Origin of the sequence: Bacillus sp. F19 (assembly GCA_023823795.1) — a bacterium.
Taxonomy (GTDB): domain Bacteria; phylum Bacillota; class Bacilli; order Bacillales; family Bacillaceae; genus Bacillus_P.
Genome location: CP085710.1, coordinates 3,030,474 through 3,052,095 on the forward strand (window position 1 = coordinate 3,030,474; position 21,622 = coordinate 3,052,095).

8 protein-coding genes and 1 pseudogene are annotated in these 21,622 nt (G+C 37.5%); all 9 read right to left on the minus strand.

Translation table 11 applies throughout. The annotated features are described in order from the left end of the window. Nucleotides 1–17: 17 nt before the first annotated feature. Nucleotides 18–1,304 carry an MFS transporter gene (locus LIT25_15470; GenBank protein USK32026.1) on the minus strand — a complete coding sequence of 429 codons (1,287 nt, stop codon included), beginning with the start codon at nucleotides 1,302–1,304 and terminating at the stop codon, nucleotides 18–20. A gap of 12 nt (nucleotides 1,305–1,316) precedes the next feature. Beyond that, a complete protein-coding gene (locus LIT25_15475; protein ID USK32027.1) occupies nucleotides 1,317–2,264 on the minus strand; it encodes a sugar kinase in 948 nt (315 codons plus the stop codon). Further along, a complete protein-coding gene (locus LIT25_15480) occupies nucleotides 2,252–3,031 on the minus strand; it encodes a sugar phosphate isomerase/epimerase (protein USK32028.1) in 780 nt (259 codons plus the stop codon). Before LIT25_15480 ends, LIT25_15475 begins: the two co-directional genes overlap by 13 nt. A gap of 154 nt (nucleotides 3,032–3,185) precedes the next feature. After that, on the minus strand, nucleotides 3,186–3,482 hold the full coding sequence (locus LIT25_15485; protein ID USK32029.1) for an antibiotic biosynthesis monooxygenase: 297 nt from the start codon (nucleotides 3,480–3,482) through the stop codon (nucleotides 3,186–3,188). Between the two features lie 55 nt (nucleotides 3,483–3,537). Continuing rightward, nucleotides 3,538–4,173: pseudogene (locus LIT25_15490) on the minus strand (nitroreductase family protein). 44 nt (nucleotides 4,174–4,217) lie between these two features. After that, nucleotides 4,218–4,649, minus strand: a complete 432-nt coding sequence (locus LIT25_15495) for a MarR family transcriptional regulator (protein ID USK32030.1) — start codon at nucleotides 4,647–4,649, stop codon at nucleotides 4,218–4,220. A gap of 627 nt (nucleotides 4,650–5,276) precedes the next feature. Further along, the gene (locus LIT25_15500) at nucleotides 5,277–5,840 is read right to left on the minus strand and encodes a peptidoglycan-binding protein (GenBank protein USK32031.1); all 564 of its coding nucleotides are present in this window, start codon (nucleotides 5,838–5,840) and stop codon (nucleotides 5,277–5,279) included. 371 nt (nucleotides 5,841–6,211) lie between these two features. Continuing rightward, a complete protein-coding gene (locus tag LIT25_15505) occupies nucleotides 6,212–18,460 on the minus strand; it encodes an amino acid adenylation domain-containing protein (protein ID USK32032.1) in 12,249 nt (4,082 codons plus the stop codon). After that, nucleotides 18,444–21,599, minus strand: a complete 3,156-nt coding sequence (locus LIT25_15510) for a cyclic peptide export ABC transporter (GenBank protein ID USK32033.1) — start codon at nucleotides 21,597–21,599, stop codon at nucleotides 18,444–18,446. The genes LIT25_15505 and LIT25_15510 overlap by 17 nt, the downstream gene beginning before the upstream one ends. Nucleotides 21,600–21,622 lie beyond the last annotated feature (23 nt).

Consider the following 21,622-nt stretch of genomic DNA (forward strand, 5'->3'; position numbering starts at 1 on the left):
CTTCACTCCCCAGTCTATTATGAAATATTCGTATTAATGTTGGACTGTTTTATATGCTTAACTTTTGCCTGTTTCGTTGCAATAATTGTTAAAATGGCGGACAGCAGCAAGGACCCGGCCATAAAGATGTAAGAAGCCGCGAAACCGCCGGTAGAACCGTTCAAATATCCAACGACATAAGATCCGACAAATGATCCGAGCGCACCCATTGAATTGATTAAGGCCATCGCACCGCCAGCCACATTTCGCGGAAGAATCTCTGGAATTATCGCGAAAAACGGTCCATACGGAGCGTACATTGCGCCTCCAGCTATAATAAGCAAGACGAAGCTGATCCAGAAGTGATCCGGTCCAATCAAGTACGATGCATAAAAGGCTATTGCACCGATAAACAGGAACGGCCAGACAAATTCTTTCCGTTTTTGCAGCTTATCTGAAAAATGCGATGCTGTAAGCATAAGGATAACGGCCAGAACATAAGGGACTGCTGATAGCCAACCCGTTTGAACAATGCTCATATTCGGGGCTGCTTTTATTATAGAAGGAAGCCACATGACGAATCCGTAAAGTCCAACACTCCATAGAGCGTATTGAGCAGCCAGTAAAATAACAACTTTCGATTTAAACGCTTCTCGGTAGTTTTTAACGGGTTTGATCCCTTCCTGTTCTTTTTCAAGGGCAGCCTGAAGGTCAGCTTTTTCTTTTGCGTTCAGCCATTTAGCATTTTTAGGATGATCAAACACAAGCTTCCACCATAAAAAGGCCCAAATAACCGCTGGAAGTCCCTCAATAATAAACATCCATCTCCAGCCATACGCTTCCAATAAATAACCTGAAACGATCGACATCCATAAAACAGTTACCGGATTTCCAAGGATAAGGAATGTATTGGCACGTGAACGCTCTGCTTTAGTGAACCAGTGACTTAAAAAGACAAGCATAGCCGGCATTACAGCACTTTCTACAACTCCAAGCATAAATCTGATGATAAATAAGAAATTAACATTTGAAACCATTCCTGTTGCGGTTGCAAGTGCCCCCCAAGCAATTAACGACCAGAAAATCAGGACTTTGGCACTTTTCTTTTCGGCATAATGAGCTCCGGGAACTTGGAAAAAGAAATAGCCTAAAAAGAAAAGAGATCCAAGCAATGAGGAGATGGCAGGAGTAATCTGGAGATCCTGCGCCATTCCGCCTGCAGCGCCGAACGCATAGTTCGCGCGGTCTAAGTAGGCAAGGCTGTATGTGATAAAAACAACTGGTATTAACCGGATCCATCTTTGTCTTGCCAATGTTTGCTTCATCGTCAGCCCTCCTTAATTAGGTAAATTCATATAATCGATTAATGTCTGACGATCAGGGTATCCGTCATTGTCTCCAGGAGATTGAACGGCCAAAGAACCAATGGCATTCCCCCTGAGTACAGCTTCTTTGAGCGTTAGCTTCTCAATCAGACCGCTGATCAGGCCGACTGCAAATCCATCTCCCGCTCCTACTGTATCAACCACTTTTTCAACTTCAAATGGCTTCACTGTGCCTTCTTCTGAATGGTTTTTATAAAATGCACCTTGTTCGCTAAGCTTGATCACAACAAGACTGACTCCTTTTTCTAAATAAAAGGACGCTATATCATGAGGGCTGCTGTATCCTGTAAGCAGTTCCCCTTCTGAAATGCCGGGAAGGACATAGTCAGCTTTATAAGCAAACTCGTTCACTACTTCAATCATTTCCTGCTGCGAGGCCCATAATGTCGGTCTCAGGTTAGGATCAAAACTGACAGTGCGCCCCGCTCCTTTCATATGAGTTAAAGCTTTTTGGGCAAACGAGCGAGTATGTTTTGAAATAGCTAGAGGAATTCCTGTCATATGAAGATGCCTGGCGCTGCTAAAATAGTCATTCTGAAAATCATCAGCACTCATAAAGCTTGCAGCTGAGCCTTTGCGGAAATATTGAACCGCAGGATCTCCCTTCAATGCTTTTTCTTTGAGCTGAAATCCCGTTGGATAGCGGTCATCTTTGAAAACATGATCAACATTCACATTCTCTTCTGCAAGCCTTTTCATAATAAAAGTTCCAAAGGCATCAGCTCCAACCTTGCTTGCCCAGCCTGATTTCAGCCCGAGTCTTGCGAGCCCAATCGCAACATTGGTTTCAGCACCAGCGAGCTCCCTTGTAAAGTGCCGGACTTCATCTAACGGTCCTGGATTTTCTGCCATAAACAGTGCCATCGCTTCACCAAACGTGACTACATCTAACTTTTGCATACAGCCTCACCTTTCCTTTTCGATAGATTGGTATTGACCATTTCTATAAACTCTTTCAGACGGCTGACAGGATGAATCGGGAATTCCAGTGCTCTAGGAAGATTTTCCGGCAGCTGTTCTGCCACCTTTCGCCAATCAGCAGTTTCACTGTTTGATAGTTCAGTAGTAACTAATTCCCTGCCGGTTTGAACCACATCCTTTAAATGCAAATAGGATACATAATCTTTCAGCATGTCGAATGCTTCAATCGGTTTTTCATTCGTATAAAACCAGTTTCCTGTATCGAATGTCATCTTAACTGGAACGCCTGCAATAGAAGCGCTTTCAAAAAAAGACCTCAAGGTTTCCGCATTCCCCCCATGCAGCGTCTGATCATTTTCTATCAGCAGTTCCAACGAATCAAACTGATCTAAAAATTGATTCATTTTTTTTAAGTCAGATACGCCTTTTATGTAGTGGCCGAGTGATACTTTCACCCATCTCGCACCAAGCAGCAGGGCCTCCTCTTTGATTATCTGAATCTTCTCATCATTAAGAGATCCATCCATATTCCAGAGTTCAACAGGAGCGGAATAGACAGTAAACAAGGAACCTGCAATCTTTTCCCTCAGCTGTTTCAAGGGTATATCTTGTTCAGAAAATAATTCTCTTCTGATCTCAACGCCGTAAGCTCCCGATGCTTGAATGATGCTAATATACGAAAGCTGCCCATTCTCTAAAACTTCTTTTCTATCAAAAGCATTAAGCGGAATAATCACATGATTCAAAGAAATGCTCCTTCCTTATTGATAAATCGGTTTAGTAAATCGGTTTACTTGAATTATAATGTGGATGAAAGCGTTTTACAACCCTTTTCAAAAAAAAAAATGAACCTCCGAAGCGGTCCATTCTTTTTTTCTTATTTTGTATCTTATCAGTTATTTATTTTTCTAGCGGTTTTCCATCAAACATTTTCACTTGAAGCGGAGCTGCCATAAATTGAGGAGCTTTGCTTACAAATTCAGTGAAGTGTACGGTTGTATTATGAGCTTCCACTGCTTCACTATTTTCCCATACTTCCACCATTGTGTAGGCACAATCTTGTTCTGTATCTTTTAATAAATCATATGATATATTGCCGCTTTCAGCTCTTGAAGCTTCAATTAAAGTGCGAGCTTCTTGCAGAAAATCATTTTCTTTCTCAGCTTGTACTTGAAGACCTGCATGTATAATAATCATCTTTTTTATTTCCCCATTTCGTTTTTATTTAGTCATTCATACACTTCTAATAAGATTACTTCCATTCAGTAATGACATCAATTGGCAGGCGTACAGATTTGTAGCCTTCTTCAGCAGCTTTTCCGATTGACAGCAGCATTACAGGATAGTAACGGCTCTTATCCAAGTCAAAGGCTTCAGCAATTTTATCTTTTTCAAAACCGCCGATTGGGTTCGTGTCATAACCATGTGCACGAGCGACCAGCATCAGCTACATCGATACTAAACCTGCATCAATCAAATTCATTTCTTTCGTTTGTTCAAATGTCATCGCTTCAATGAAACCTTTTATTGCAGGCACTTGCTGATCTCTTACTTCTGAAGGCATGTGACCTTCTTCCACTGCTTTATTATAAATTTCATCCAGGAATAAATCACTTTGCATATCTGCAAAAACAGCGATTACAGCTGAAGAAGTCTCAACTTGTCTTTGATTAAATTTAGCCAGTGGAGCAAGTGTTTCTTTTCCTTCATCCGTGTCAATGACAACAAAACGCCATGGCTGCAAGTTAACAGATGACGGTGCAAGCGCAGCTTCTGTTAACATTTCTGCCATTTCCTCTTTGCTGATTCTCACGCTTGGATCATAACTGCGAATGGAACGGCGTCCAGTTACAATTTCCTTAAAATCGTTAGCTAATGTTTTATTCATGGTTCATTCTCCTTTTATGTCACGTCTTGATGAGTATAGTTTTTCTACTGAATCTTCTCTACATTTCCTTGAATACGAGTAAGCATTTTTAAAAGAGAAGAACGTTCTTCTTCTGAAAAGTCCTTTAAAACATTTGAAATAAATCGCTGTTTTTCTTTTTTATAAGCAATCATTTTCATTCGGCCATCTTCAGTCAGCTTCACAAAAGTAACTCGGTTATCAGCAGGATTTTTCCGGCGTGTAACCATTCCTTTGTCTTCGAGCTGCTTTAAATGCCTTGTTACAGCCGCATTATCAATGTTTACTTTCTTTTGCAGGTCAGTCTGGCTGATTTCTTCTTCTTCATAAAGCTCATTCAAAAGTTCCAGCCTTGATTGGCTGATCCCTGTACACCGCTCAAACCTAGGCATTGTAAGCTTATTTATTTCAAATAATCGATAGACTATTTTTTCATTCTCATTACATGAGCTGGACAAATGCACCCTCCTCCTTTTTAAAATTAGTTGACGGGTCAATATTTGACCTATCAACTAATTTAATGGACTTTCTTTTTAAAGTCAAATAAATGAATCTAAGAGCTTGCATATTAAATAAAAAGTAGAATAAATCAGCAAGTTAAATCCAATTTTCTTTATAATCTTCTATGTATTTTCGAATTCTAATTGGCTTTTTCCTGTAAATTTTTTAAAATCCTTTGTCATACTTTTGCTAAACTGAGTTTGGCAGGAAAATGTATCCCTATCACTTACTTCAATAAATTTTTTGTCCTCTCCTTTTAGGTCATTTCTTCTTTAAATTCCTTTATTGGTGAATTTATTATTATTTTCATTAAATTTATATTTAAGAGATAAATATTTCGTTTATATGGTTTTTGCATAAAAAAAAGAGGTGAAAATCACCTATTTGTGTGTATCTTTCTTTTTTCTTTATAATCTTTTTCTATTAGCAAATCTATGGCATTTCTCATTCCAGACTCCATAATTCTAGACAGGTAACCATATACTATTTTAGGTGGATTAATGTTGTTATTACCTGTGATAATTTCCAAAATCAAGGGTTAGTTAGGTAAACCAGAGTTTCATAAAAGCATCATTAGAGTATGACTATTCTTCATAATTAAATAGAATGTCCCAGGTTTCCGGTCCAACAATTCCATCTACTTTTAGTCCGTATTTTTTTTGAAACTCCTTCACTTTTTGTTGAGTGTTTGGACCGAAAATACCATCCACTTTAATCGAACCCCCAGCGTCATTAAGACGCGCTTGGATGTACGTTACATTTATGCCACGATCCCCGATTTTAACGATATAACCAGGATATGGAAATTCCGTATGATAAAGCGCTGTCCAAGTTGAGGGACCTACTACCCCATCTGCTTTCAAATGTCTGCGCATTTGAAATTCTTTTACCTTTTTAAGCGTTGTTTGACCAAATATACCATCTACATAAATTGGGACGTTGTTTTTGTTTAGCCGATCTTGCACTTTATGCACATTAGGTCCTCGATCCCCATATTTTATGACATGGCCAGGATATGGGTTGCTTACTGCTTTTATTTCATATGTCGATTGAGTAGACTTAGATGCCTCAGCAATTGTTAAAGGTAGAGTTTGAAATGCAATGATACCAGCTGCTGACAAACATAAAAAGGATTTTTTAAAATTCATAATAATTTCCTCCCTTAAATTTTTTAAAATAAATTTATTACCCCCCTCTATTAATTGGCGGATAATCTTATTATTTATTTTCAATTGTTTAACGAAGTGAAAAAGGAAAAAGTTTCATAATAATACTAACAATCATTATCCTTTTTGAAAAGCTTCCCAATACACCCAAAGCAGCGAACATCAAATTTATCAAAATTTACAAAAATAAGTTTAAAAATAGTGGTAATTCCAATTTTTTGATTGATGTTAATCGCAAAATCGTTACTTTCGGTTAATCAGTCATGGTAATTTAATTTATTGCATAAAAAAAGAGGCCTCCAAAAAGTTATACTTTAGTGACAGCCTCAATGATAACTACTTAGTTATTAGTCTTAGAAATGAAAAGTGACATTTTCAATTTCAGTGTTTTCAACTACTAATCCTTCAATCTTAACCCCTTCTAATTTTATTTCCCTATCGAAACTAACCTTGTCCAGAATAAATAGAAAGTCATTCGCGAATTTTTTAATTGTTTCAATTTTAAACAAATTACTTGCAAATTCAAGTTCGAAAGAAATGTCTTCTTTTCCGTTTTCAACAAATAGTGATAGATCAAATTTAGAAATTTTATTTCTATATTTAATAGGAGTCAATTTTATGTTTCCAATGGTATTCTCGGTGATTTGAACATCTTGAAGAGCAAGCATTGTAGAAAATATAGGGTTTCTTCCTGGCTCTCTCTTTATTTTTAATTTATCTAAGAGCATATCAAACTGATAATCCTGATTATCATACGCTTTAAGCAACTGCTCCTTAACCTCCGTTAAGAACGTCACGAAAGATTTATTCCCATTAGGGAAACTTCTTATTGCAATAGTATTGGCAAACATGCCGATGGTATTTTTTAAATCAGAATGCGTTCGCCCTAAAATAGGCAAACCTACAATAATATCTTGCTGTGAGGAATATTTGGCTAAAAGAATACTAAAAGTTGCCGATAAAACCATAAAAATTGTCGTATCCGTTTCCAAACACAGCTTATCTAAGCGTTGCTTTAATTCCTTTCCTCCTTCAAAAATAAAACGGTCTCCTTCAAAGCTTTGCATGAGTGGTCTAGGGAAATTCGTCGGCATATTCAATACTGGAAGATCTCCTGAAAGTATATCTAACCAATACTCTTCCTGCTTTCTTGCAGCACTAGTTTTCAAAAACTCGTTCTGCCACCCAGCAAAATCTTTATATTGGATACGATTCTTCTGTAACTGCTGTCCTTGATACAACTTTGATAACTCGTTTAACATAATACTGACTGAATATCCATCTGAAATCAAATGGTGCATATCCGTCAGCAGCACATGTTTATCACTACTTAATCGAATGACCATAATTCTGGCCAAAGGTGCTTTGCTTAAGTCAAAAGGCATTATAAATTTATCAACCAAATTAATAAATTCAGCAGTAGGTTCTCCCTTTGAATTTGGAAATAAGTCTCCGTCTAGAACAGAATATTTGATTTCAACTTCCGCATTCTCTTGAATTCGTTGTTTGGGTTCACCTTCGACTACTTCAAAAGAAGTACGTAATGCCTCATGCATCTTTACTATTTCACAAAAAGCTTTTTCTAGTTTATCCAGATCGATTTCGCCCTCTAATAAAGTTGCTCTCGGCATATTGTAACTTGTACCAATCCCCTCCATCTGATGAAGGGTATACAACCTTTTCTGAGCTGATGAAAGTTCATAGTATTCATTGTTTTTTAACGGTTGAAGTGATGAATATATATTTTCTGATGCTTTCTTTACATACTTGCTCATCTCTCTAATTGTTGGTGCTTTGAATGATTCTCGCAGCGGGATATTTACATTAAATTGCTTATGAATCTCAGCCGTTAATAGCATTACTTTCAATGAGTTTCCGCCCATTTCAAAAAATGAGTCATTCACACCAACTTTTTCAACATCAAGGACTTGTTCCCATATTTCTGAAATCTTTTGTTCAACTGAATCGCCAGGAGTTTCGTATTCAACTCTCATTAATGACTCATCGGCAATTTCTGAAAGGGCTTTAACATTTAGTTTTCCGTTCGGGGCCAATGGAATTTTATCCAATTTGATAAAACTGGACGGCATCATGTAGTAAGGGATTTTACTAGAAAGATACTCTCTTATTCCCGATCCATTCTCACCCTCTTTTAACACAATATAGGCACAAAGATCATTGTTACCCTCTTTATCTTCTTTAGCAGCTACAACTGCATCCACTACCGAATCATGCTGCAGGAGTACCGAAGTCACTTCTTCCAGCTCCACTCGATATCCTCGAATTTTCAACTGATTATCCATTCTTCCGAGGAATATAACTTCTCCATCACATGTGAATCTGCCTAAGTCCCCAGTTTTATACAATTTGATTTTTTCATGGTCAAGAAATGAACCTTCAATAAACTTGCCGGTATTCAGTTCAGTTTGATTCAGATATCCTTCTGTCAATCCTACTCCGGCAATACAGATTTCTCCGGTTACTCCGATTGGCACAGGTTTCTGATGCTTATCAAGGATGAATATTTTTACGTTATCGATCGGTTTTCCAATGACCGTTCCCTGAGATAATGGATTAAGTTTTGCAAAATCGATCTTTTGGGCTATAGAGCCGATAGTAGTTTCCGTTGGCCCATAATGATTCATTACTTCAGTATTAGGGTACAAACTGTTAAATTTCTCGATATCAATAGCTTTCATTTCTTCTCCACCCAAGACCACCAGCCTTAACACCATACGGTTTTTGTCTTTCTCAATCAAGCTGTTGTTCAATAGGTGGGTGAATAGTGAAGGAGTCAGTTTTATAAAACTTATCTTCTGATCTTTTAAATACGTTAGAAGAGATTCTGGAACTGTAAAACATTTCTTTGGAGCTAAGTGCAGTTCACACCCATTCAATAATGCCGTATAAAAACTCGTATATCCTAAATCAAATGCAAAGGAAGATAACAGCATTGTTTTATCGCTATAAGTTATATTCACTTCTCGTGTAAACCATGAAATGTAATTGACCAAGCTTTGATTTTTGATTGGTACTCCTTTCGGAGTGCCAGTAGTACCAGAAGTATAAATGATGTATATTGGGTCATCAAATGTACTAATATCTACTGGGTTTGAAGTATCTTCAGAAAGTAAATCTTTATTTTCCAATACCATAACCCTACCAGAATAGACATTGGAGGTTAACAAATGAGACTGAATCAATAGAGCAATGGAACCACTAGATTCAAGCATAAAATTTATACGTTCATCTGGAAACTCGGGATCAATGGGCAGATAAGTTGCTCCACTTTTAATAATCCCCCATAGTCCAACAACCATTTCAATAGAAGGCTCCGCCAAAAGACCAATCACAGTATTCGGTCTTGCGCCCTTCTTAATCAAGTACTTAGCCAGTTGATTCGCTTTCTCGTTTAATTCCTTATAAGTCAGCTTCCTGTGACCAAACACTACAGCAGTACGATAAGGGTGTTTTACAACTTGTTCTTCAAATATACTTTTGATGGTTTTTTCTTTTGGGAACAGGGTACCAGCTTCATTAAAATCCATTATTATATTTTTTTCTTCTGTTGTTACTAGGTCAATCTCCCCGATTGAAATAGTGATGTCATCTGCGATAGTTTCGATAATTTTTACAAAGTGTTTAGCCATTCGTTCAATTGTATCTCTGCGAAACAAACCAGTACTGTATTCAAAAACAAAGTGAAGTTTACCTTTCTGTTCGGTTGCTTTAAGCTCCAAGTCAAATTTAGTCGTTCGATTGGTATATTCATATGGTGTGATCTCAAAATCATCAATTTGGGCCTTTGCCCCATCTACGTTTTCAAATGCAAACATAACATCAAACAAGGGATGACGGTTTAAACTCTTTCGTAATTGTAATTTATCAACTAGCATCTCAAATGAGTATTCTTGATGTTCAAGAGCTTGAACTGTTTGATCGGCTACTTCTTTCACAAAGTTTTCAAGCGTCATTTCGGAATCGGGATAATTTCTAAGAGCAAGTGTATTTACAAACATACCCACCATATTTTCAAGTTCAGAATGCAGTCTTCCAGCTACTGGAGTTCCAACTACAATATCTTCCTGTCCGCTATATTTAGACAGCAAAACATTGAATGCAGAGAGTAATAGCGAGTACAGAGTAACCCCTTTTTCGATTGAGATTTGGTTTAATTTAGATGTTAAACTACCCTCTAAATTAAATTGCACACCATCACCTTCAAACAGCGGTTCATCCAATCTACGATAATCGGTTGGTAGATTTAACTGTGGGATTTCCTGTGAAAATGTTTTAACCCAGTATTCCTCCTGGGATTTTAATAAACCAGATTCTATCGCGCGATTCTGCCAGCCTGAAAAATCTTTATATTGGATTCTTACATTCGGCAAGGTATTTCCTTGATATAGGCAAACAAACTCTCTGATCAAAACCCCTATCGATAAACCATCGGATATAATATGATGCATATCATAAACAAGTAAGTATTTTGATGGTGACATTTCTACAATTGCCACTCTGAACAAGGGACCTCGCTCTAAATCAAATGGTTGAATAAAACCTTCGACAACACTGTCCAGATTGGATTCATTCGCATGCAGATGTTCAATGTTCCACTCCAAGTTCTCATGGACTTTTTGAATTATGTGCCCATTCGCCTGTGCAAATGATGTTCGTAAACTTTCATGCCGAATGATTAAAGCTTGAAATGCCCTTTCCAGCTGCAACACATTGACTTTGCCATCAAGAAATACAGCTCCAGAAATATTATAGTTGGTACTAGCACCGCTCAAGTGGCTGACGATATACATTCTCTTCTGTGCAGCGGAAACCTCATAGAACTCCTGCTGCGCTACTGGAGAAATAGTTTGATAGGTTTCTTTCTTCTCCATCGTTTCTTCAATAAGTAAAGCCAACTCTTTGATGGTAGGAGACCCAAACACTTTCCCAAGTGGAATCTCTACTTCAAATACCCTGTGAATTTCTGACACAAGCGTAATCGCTTTTAATGATTGACCTCCGATTTCAAAGAAATGATGATTGATTCCCACACCATCAGTTCCCAGTACTTTTTCCCATATACGTACGAGTTTTTGCTGTATTTCATTGTATGGTCTTTCATATCCACCATCTATATCCACTTTGATTTTCGTATTAGTAAGCGTCTTTCTATCAATTTTCCCATTTGGACTCATTGGAAGTTTTTCCAGCTGTATGATAAAGGAAGGGATCATATACTCTGGGATATTATTTCGTAAAAACTTCCTAATACTTGATAAATCATTTGTCACATGTGTGGCTGAGACGTAGAATGCAACAAGGTACTTCTCATTCGTCTCACCATTCTTCACAACAACTACAGAATCTTTTATGTTATCGCATTGGTTCAAAACAAGTTCAATTTCACCAATGTCAATTCGATGACCTCGAATTTTTGTTTGGTCGTCCTTTCGTCCTAACACCTCTATGTTTCCATCACGAAGAAATCTACCCAGATCACCGGTCTTATAAAGCCTGTTTCCGTAATCTTGGCAGTAAGGATCTTGAATAAACTTGTCCTTTGTCAGCTCAGGATTTTTCAGATAACCTCTTGCCAAAGGCAGACCTCCAATAAATATTTCTCCTTTTACACCAATGGGCAGTGGCTGCATGCTTTCATCAAGTATATAAACACGTCTATTTGCAAGTGGCCTTCCAACCGGAATATACCTTAAATTGGCACTCTTAGTTCCATTACCAGATACTTTATACAAAGTGCTTGTCATTGCTGTTTCAGCAGGTCCATAAGCATTTAATAGAATTACGTGGTCTAAAGATAAGCTTTCCCATATTCCCACTTTTTCCGCTGACATTTGTTCCCCACCGACTATGACAAGTCTGAGCTTACTATCTGGGATCATTTCAGGACTTTTATGCCATTCTTGTATAACTTCGCCCCAATAAGAAGTAGGAAGATTCACAACCGATAGCCCGAGTTCCACACACTTTCGAGAAAACTCGTTAGGAGTCCATATATTCTTATCACGCAGAACGAGAGAGCTTCCCGCAGCAAGCGTCGTAAAAATCTGCTCAAGCGAAATATCAAAACTTATTGAAGAAAACTGAAGAACCCGATCCTCTGGTGTAAGCTCATAGCGTTTAACAATATCGATGGAGTGGCTTACAACCGCTTCATGCGGCATCATTACACCTTTTGGTCTGCCAGATGAACCTGAAGTGTAGATGATATATGCCAAATTATTAGGTTCAACCCGAGAATTTGGGTGGTCTTCAGGCTCTTTAAGCAATGAATCCCATTCCGTATCAAGGCAAATAGTGTGATATTCATAGCTTCCTATCTTTGGTTTGAGATTGGTTTGAGTAAGCAGCACAGGTACTTGAGCATCATTTAACATCATATTTACCCTATCGCCAGGATAATCAGCGTCAATCGGCAGGAAAGCTCCTCCAGCTTTTAGAATCCCTAGAATCCCTACAGCCATTTTGATTGAACGTTCGACGTACAACCCAACAGGTACCTCAGGCCCAACCCCTAGCTTTATGAGTCTATGAGCTAATTTGTTTGAGAGTATATCCAACTCTTTGTATGATAAACTTTCATCATTCTGAATAATTGCAGGTTGGTTTAATTGTGATTTCACTTGAGCTGCAAATAAATCTTGAAAACACTTGTCTTTAGGATAATCCATCGATGCAGGATGACTGTCAATTAAAATATGTTTAAGCTCTTTTTCCGATAACATCGAAATTTCACCTAGTTGGCTATCTTCACTTCCGATCATATCCCATAAGATGTTAATTAAATGTGCAAGTATTTGATTTGCTTCCGTTTCATTTAAAAAGTGACTATCAAACAGGAGCTTGAAATGAAGTTCGGGTTGTAAGTTACAATAGATAACTAAAGGGTAATCCAATTGTTCCTCTACACGTATTGATTTTACGTGAAGAGAACCAATTCCATCTTTTAGAGCAGCGTCAAAAGGATAGTTTTCAACTATTACAATACTTTCATATAGATCATATAAGGCAGAATTCCTTGGTACATTACTCCAACTTCGTATATCTGCTAAAGAAGTATACTCATATTGACGCATTTCAGCTTGTTTCAATTGCAAATCCTTAAGCCATGGTATCAAATCTATGTTCGATTTTACTTTTACTCTGAAAGGGAGAGTATTCATAAAGCATCCGATCATAGCATCCGAATTTTTCAAATCAGCTGGGCGACCAGAAGACGTAACACCAAAAGTAATATCCTTTTCTTCTGAGTAGCGATTTAAAAGAATAGCCCATGCTCCCTGAACCAAGGTGTTTAGTGTGATCCGATGCTTCCTAGCAAAGTTTTGTATCAGCTGCTTTTTCTCTTGTGACACTTCATATACTACATCTCCAAAAGTGGATAACTCATCTGGATCTGCTTTAACAGGGAAAATGTTATCAAATCGTATGGGCGTTTTGAATCCTTTTAACGCTTTTCTCCAAAATTGTTCCGCTTTCTTCCTATCTTGTCTACGTAACCATTTGATATAATCCTTAAATGGAAGTGCATTACCCATTTCTATTTTTTCGCCAGCACAATAGGCTTTATAAAACTCTCCGATCTCCTTAAGGAGTATACTATTACACCAGCCATCCAGCTGAAGATGATGATGTGTCCATATCACGTCATAGACAGAATCGCCCCTTTTAACTACCATAATTCTCATTAGCGGCGGTTTAGTAAGATCAAATCCCCTCTTACGATCATCCTTTATCAATCGTTCTAATTTCTGAAGTCCCTCAAATTCCGAAAGATTCGTCCAATCCAAGACTTGAAAAGGGACTTTTATATTTTTATGAATAATCTGAACAGGATCTTTCAGTCCCTCCTCCCAGTGGTATGAAGCCCTCAAGCTTTCATGCCGATCTAGGATCGTTTGCCATACCCTTTCAAATACCTCGATATCTAAGTTTGATTCTATCGAGAATACGGTTTGCTCCACCGTTACTGATGAATCAGGTGAGTAGATATGATGGAAAATCATGCTTTGTTGTACAGGTGAAAGTGTATAAATATCTTCTACGGTGTTATATCTCTTACCCCATTCGTCAAGCTTCTTTTGATCGATAGAAGCAAGCGGGAAATCAGATGGAGTAAAAAATATATGATCATTCGTCTGACAATACTGGATTATATGTTTCAGATTATGAACAAAGCCGTTTGCCAATTGTTCAATTGTTTCAGGCAAATGTTTATTAGAACTATATTTCCATTCAATATATAACTTTTTATCAACAATCATACAATCGATTTCAAGTAAATGGCTCCTTATTCCACTCAAGTCGCGACCAGGTCCCGTATTCACCTCAGAGATCTTAAATAACTGATGTTTCTCAAGTACTTGTTCAAACTGGCCTAAGTAGTTAAAACTTACTTGTGCCCTTGGCTTAGATGCAATTTGTTCTCGTATACTCTCTTCTGCCAAGTAATATAAAATCTCATACCCAATTCCACCTTTAGGTATACCACGATACCGTTCTTTCACTTGTTTCAATACATCTTCCACATGTATCTCAGGTTCAATATCTCCCAAGATCATCGGATATACGCAAGTAAACCAACCTACGGTTCGAGAAATATCATGCTCTTTTAATAACGTGTGTCTCCCATGTCCTTCTAGATCGACTAGGGTTGTCCCGCTCCATTTTGCTAATGATCTAGAAAGCGCGGAAAGTAGAATGTCATCGATTCGTGTCTTAAATGAATGGTGAATATCACGCAATAATAAATCTGTCTCATCCTTCGTCAACATAAGAGAGAATGTACGAGCTGACTCTTCAGTATTTAACCCGCCTTCTATATCAACAGGTATAGGTTTGGAGGTAGGTGGCGTATTCATCTGCCAATATGCGAGTTCACTTTTTAGCTGATCAGAATCTGCATACTCGTAAAGATACTCCGACCACTTATTAAATGAAAGGCTTTTCAATGGGAGTTGAACAGTGTTGCTATTTTCAAGCTGTTCATAAATATCTTGCAGATCATCTATCATGACCCGCCATGAATATCCATCTACTGCAAGATGATGTGCTGTTACAAACAACCTTCCTTTTTCCTGATTTCCAAAATCAAAATATGCTGCTCGGATTAACGGTCCATCCGTGATATTCAACCCATACTGCAGTTTTGTGAAGATTTCTTGCATTTGATCATCTTGCTGGTCAAAACTATATACGTCAAATAATACATGTTCATTAGCTTCTGAATATACTTGTACCCACTCTCCGTCTTTTTGGTAATACCGGAGTCTGAAGCTATCGTGATAGCTTGTCAGGATGTGAAAGCTTCGACTTAACAGTGCAGGGTTTATACCGGGCTGCGTTTCCAGCAGGATTGATTGGTTCCACTGATGATAGTTTTCCAAGTCTTGTTCAAAGAACCACTTTTGAATCGGTGTAAGGAGCACTTCTCCTGTCTCTGGCGTTTTAGTCCCTTCTTCACGCTTACTTTCTTTGCCTTCCACAACACCTGCTGCGAGCTCCGCTATGGTCTGATGCTGAAACATCTGACTTACAGTAATTTCTATATCCTTTTGTAGCGCTTTACCTACTATTTGGATACTTAGAATAGAATCCCCGCCGAGCTCGAAGAAGTTATCTTCTATACTGATTGCTTCCTGTTCAATGCCCAATACAGAAGACCAAACATCTAGCAGATCTTCCTCAATCTTATTAGTAGGAGCAACATACTTTTTGTTTGTTTGGATTTTCGGTGCCGGCAACTTCTTTCGATCAAGCTTGCCTATCGATGTTAAAGGCAGTTTCTCTAGTTGGATGTAATAGGAGGGAACCATATAATCTGGTAATTCTTCAGATAGGTATTCTCTTAGACTTTTCGAATTGAACTGGGCATTTGAAACGATATATGCACAAAGCACTTTTTTGCCCTTATCATTTTCCCAATCAATTACTGCCGCATCTTGAATGTGAATATGTTTTAATAACAGATTTTGAATTTCTGCAACTTCAATTCGGTATCCTCTGATTTTGATCTGGTGATCCGATCTCCCAAGAAACTTAATTTCTCCATTTTGATTCCATCTTCCTAAGTCACCTGTTTTATACATCCGATCATTGGGTATAAAAGGATCATTCATGAAGTTGTTTTTTGTAGATTCAGGCATATTTAAATATCCTCTGGCAACTCCGGCTCCAGCGATATACAGCTCGCCAGGCATACCAATTGGGCTAAGGTTTTGATCTTTATCAAAGATGTAGCATCTCACATTTGAAATTGGTTTCCCTAAAGACACATTTTCTTCAGAACACTTTATGCTTAAGGCATCGACTGTTGTTTCTGCCGGTCCATAATTGTTATACAGTTCAAAACCTCTATAAATCAGTTCATCTTTCAATGATTCTTCCAGTCTTTCACCACCGGAGATGACTGTACGTAAACTCTTCAACTTTCGATTCGTACATAATAATTCTTTTAAAACAGTTGGTATAAAATTAATAATATCGATTTGATGTTGGTCAACATAATCACAGAAGCTCCCACTGTTTAATATTAAATTCTTTTCGGCTATATGTAATGTCGCTCCGTAAAGAAGTGTCCCAAAAAAATCTTCAATGCTCGGATCAAATACATAATTTGTTAATAGTAATAGCTTCCTATTTTCCGTCATATTAAATGTATTTCCAAACCACTGAATAAGATTTACCACACTCTGATTCTCTATCATTACACCTTTAGGTTTTCCTGATGTACCTGAAGTGTAAAAAACGGCAAATAAGTCAGCAGGACCGGGATTTAATCTTGGACTAATCGTCTCACCCGAAAATAGACTGTTATCATCCAGCAAAAGAATACAATCCTTATGAAATTCCTCGATTAGGCAGTTGTTGTTGTTTATTAAATATTCATCAGTCAGTATGAACCTGGTTCCACTATCCTTTATCATAAATCTTTTACGCGGTTCAGGATATTCAGGATCAATGGGTAAATATGCGGCTCCCGCTTTTAAAACAGCAATGATTCCCACAATCATTTCAATAGACGGTTCTGTCATTATGCCAACAATTTCACCTTTTTGTACACATTTCCTAAGGAGCACATTCGCCAAGCTGCTGGACATCTCATCTAACTCTTTATAAGTAACAGCTCTCTCTTTATATATCACTGCAATATTATCCTGTGCTTTCACCACTTGATGTTCAAATAACTGGCTAATCGTGTACTCATTTGAATATGTTGTCCGGGTATTATTAAAATCCGAGAGGATTTGCTTTTTCTCTTCGGGAGGTATAATTTCGATTTGTTCTATCTTTTTATCAGGGTTTTTTATTACATCATCTGTGATTAAAGTAAAGTGTTGAGCCAAACGCTTAATTGTAGATGAGTCATATAGTTGTTCATTGTAGCTGAAACATACTTCAACATCTTTGAACACACTAATGCTGATAGATAAACCATAATTCGTCATTTCAGTTGCGGAGTAGGAGTTGAAAGCAATATCACTTTTTTTGTTTAATACGGTTTGATCTAGAGGATAGTTTTCAAAAACGACAATTGTGTCAAAGAGATCCGTTATCTCATCCAGCTCACCATGTCTTTTAATATCCGTTAAAGAAGTAGTTCCATACAATTCCCAGTTCTGTAATGCACTGTTTACCGCTTTGATAAGCTCTATAGATGTTTCCCCAGGAGATCTTTTTATTCTTAATGGAATTGTATTGATAAATAATCCAACCATTTCTTCAATTCCATTAAAGGCTCCTGCTCTACCGGAAACAGTTGAGCCAAAAACAATATCATTGCTATTCGTGTTCTTTTGTAGTACAATCCCCCACAAGCTATAGATAAGTGAGGCAAGGGTAATTTCATTTTTTGTTGTGAATCCTTGCAGTTCATTCTTAGAGAATCGAATCCGATAATGACGATCGTTTCGAATCGATTGATCTTTTCTCTTTTTCGACTCCAGCCTTGATTGTGGGTCAAATCCCTTTAAATAATCTTGCCAGAATATCTTTTGCTTCTCTTTATCCTGATTTTGGATATGTTTTATAAAATCCTTATATTTCTTCTTGATAGGAAGATTGTATTTTTCTGATTTACTGAAGCATTGGTAAGCTTTTAAAAACTCTTTCAAAATGATCCCATTACTCCAGCCATCATATAAAATGTGATGATTACTGATAACCATTTCATATTTTTCTTTCTCTAATTTGCACAAGGTGATCCTGAACGGTACATCTCGAAGATCGATTTTTTTTTCTCGATCCTTGATTATTATTTCCTCAAGAAGGGCACTTTTTTCTGTTTCATCCTTATGCTGTAGATCGATTATTTCTATATAGGGCTTATGCTCTTTCAACACGACCTGAACGGGAGCTTTTAATTTTTCCCACCGAAACAATGTACGCAGCTGCTCATTGGTTTGGATAACGGACTCCCATGCTCTCATAAAGAATGACTCGTTAACGTCTCCTGAAATCTCGAGACATATCTGTTCGAAGTACACATCGCTATGCGGATCTTTTAAATAGTGGAACAAAATCCCCTCCTGTATTGGTGTCAGGCTAAGAATGTCTTCCACATTTTGTTTATCCAATTTTGCCATCAGTAAGCTCCTCCTTTAGATGTTCATGTTGTGCTTCTTCCACAACCTTTCCTCTTTCCATCTTGATTACCTTGTCTGCAAGATGGAAGTACCTGTCGTCATGAGTAATAGCAATAACACATTTTCCTTTGGCCTTTAAATCAGGCAATAGCTCCATATAGAAAAAATATCTAAATTCGGGATCTTGATCCGCTGCCCATTCATCAAATAGATAAATAGGTTTGTCTTCCAAATAAGAGATTAACAAGGCTAACCTTTTCCGTTGACCCGTAGAAAGTTTTGTTGTACTAAATTCCCCATTCTGAATTTGTATTTTTTCATCGATGCGCAGTATTCTTAAATACTTTTTTATTTCTTCTTCTTTCGAGCTACAATCAATTCCATAGACTTTTGTAAACAAGTAGTAATCACTAAATATCGCCGAATATAGTTCCTTTAACTCTTTTTGGCTTATTTTTTGATTGTTGACGAATATGTCCCCGCTCTTGTTGGTATACAGACCAGTAATCAGTTTTGCAAGAGTGGATTTGCCGCTTCCATTCCCACCTGTTATGAAAACAATCTCGCCTGATTTGAATTGGAGGTCAATTGGTCCTACCCGGAAAGATTCTTCATGCTCACTATCGTATTGATATTCTAAATTTTCGAACTCCATTTTCAGTCTTCCAGGAGTTTTAAAAATACTGGCTGCTTCATTTTTATCAGCTTCATCCGCATTTAGATTCTCAGAAAAAGCTTTTATCCTCTTCCAGCTGATTTTCATCTGAATAGCGTTTGGAATAGCATTAAGTATGCTATGAATAGGCCCTGTCATATAAAGAAAAACAAAAACATAACTTCTTAAGAAGTCGCTCTGTACATCTTTAAACAGAATGGGAAATAGGAATGTGACGGCCCCGATCACCATAACAAACAGCAATTCACCAATAATAAAGACATTTGCAAATTTAAGGCCGCCCTTAATCCGTTTGTCCTTATACTCACCACAGCTTTCTTTCATGTCTTCTCTAAACTCTTCTCGTTTTGACTTTCCGATACTCAACTCTTTATAACCGCCAATGAGATCGTTGATATATCTAAAAAAGGTATTTTGAATATTCCGTGTTTGTTCCCAAAGATTATTGGCTGATCTTCCGGCTACATAATACATGCCTGCTGCGACTAGAATGACCGCAATTGAAATAAGAAGTCCGAACACATTAATTACTCCCAGATAAACCAAACAACACAAGAGTGTGATTGAATCGGTCAGACCAGTGATAATTGTAGGTGCATGGTTACTGATAGCTTCTGTGTCATTATTTAATATGGTTTGAATTTTTTCGGATTCCATCTGTTCGATTTTCTCATATGGGTTATTTAAGATTTTGTCTAATAGAATAAGCCTTTGTTCATAAATCAGATTATTTGTAAGGGTGATTAACTGTGTTCGAACCAGCTTTTGTGCAAGTACATAAATGATGATTCCCAGCACAAAATATAAAAACAGACTATTGTTTGAATCGTTGGTACTATTTAAAGCTTCATTGATGATAAATATGATCATCGCATTTCCAAAACCACTAGTTACGCTCAACACAAAGAGCGGGAATAAATTCTTATTTTTATATAACGGAAAGATAGATATAAGCGACAAGTAAATAGAGAACAATACAACACCAGATAGAGTAGCCCAAGCCGCCAAACTCATGCTGATAGGTGCCCATACATTAACAAAATCCCAAGTAAGCCCTGTAAAGAATACAGACGGAACTTTAAAAAGGGAATACCCTGCCAACAAAGAAAACACGAACATTATAAATGGAACTCCAATGCGTTTAACTCTTTTTCCTTCCAGATTCCTCTTTTTCTGATACACCTGAATGATTATTTGAAAAATAAAATATAGGGTAAGGCATGAAAAAGGAATCATAAACAAAAGTAAGGTAAAAGAAAAAGCATCAATGCTCTTATACATATCTTTTGTATTAATTACTAATTCCTTCTCTGAGAGAATATCGATGATTCCTTGGCCAATGTTTTGAGTATAAGAGGAGTTCATGTTGGCCATGACTGCAACACCTATCTTTTCCTGAGGACGAAATACAATAAATGAGGAAAAATTGGGATTGCTTCCAGCATGCGAGATCTCGCCGGAACCGTTTTGGTATACTTCCCAACCTCCTGCATAGGATGAACCATCCGCAGATGGCGGAACCGAGCGGTTAGGTATATGCGTCTTTTGAATCGCCTTTTGCTGGCCATCACTTAACATATACGTCCCAAACTGCATACGAAGCCACTTTTCCATGTCTTCTGCATTTGAAATAAAATAACCTGCTGGGGTATTCCCGCGATAAATAGGTGCATTGTACTCTTTAGGCCTTAAAAAATTGATTTTGTAACCCTTAGACATTTCATATTTGGCAGCCTTTTCTCTGAACAAATAGGTATTATCCATTTCAAATGGGACTAATATGTTATTTTCAATGTATTTCTCAAATGATTGATTCGTTACTTTTTGTATAACCAAGCCTAGAATGTCATAGTTGATGCTTGCGTAAGTAAATTGCTCTCCTGGGTAAGTCTCCAATTTTTTATTTATCAGACCTCTAACGGTGTTTTCAAGCGCATCACCGTCATTTGCTGCTGGGATGTCTCCTATCGTTTGAAACGGAATTCCACTCGTATGATATAAAAGCTGTTCAAGTGTTATATCAACATTCTTATTGAGTTGCTGACCTTTATACTCGCCCACATATTTCATTTGAAACCAGGGCAAATACTTTTTGACTGGTTCTTTCAAATCTATTAACTTTTTTTCTGCAAGTGTATAGATCGCTAGAGCTGTAAATGACTTACTATTCGAGCCAATTTCAAATAAAGTTTGATCCGTTGCTCGTTGTTTTGTTTTGAGGTCGGAATACCCAAAACCTTTTTTATAAACAGCTTGGTCCCCTTTAACTACTACCACTGACATCCCTGGAATTTTGCCTTCCTTCATTTGCTTTTTAATGAATGAGTCCAGCTTTTTTCCATAGTCATCGGATAATCCGGTAGATACTCTTTCATTCTCTGCATTTACTATCTGTATTCCAGCAGTCATCTGCAATTGCAGTAAGACTACAAGGGCAATTAAAACGATTTTTATTCTAATCATGACTGAATCATTCCTCCCCTGCC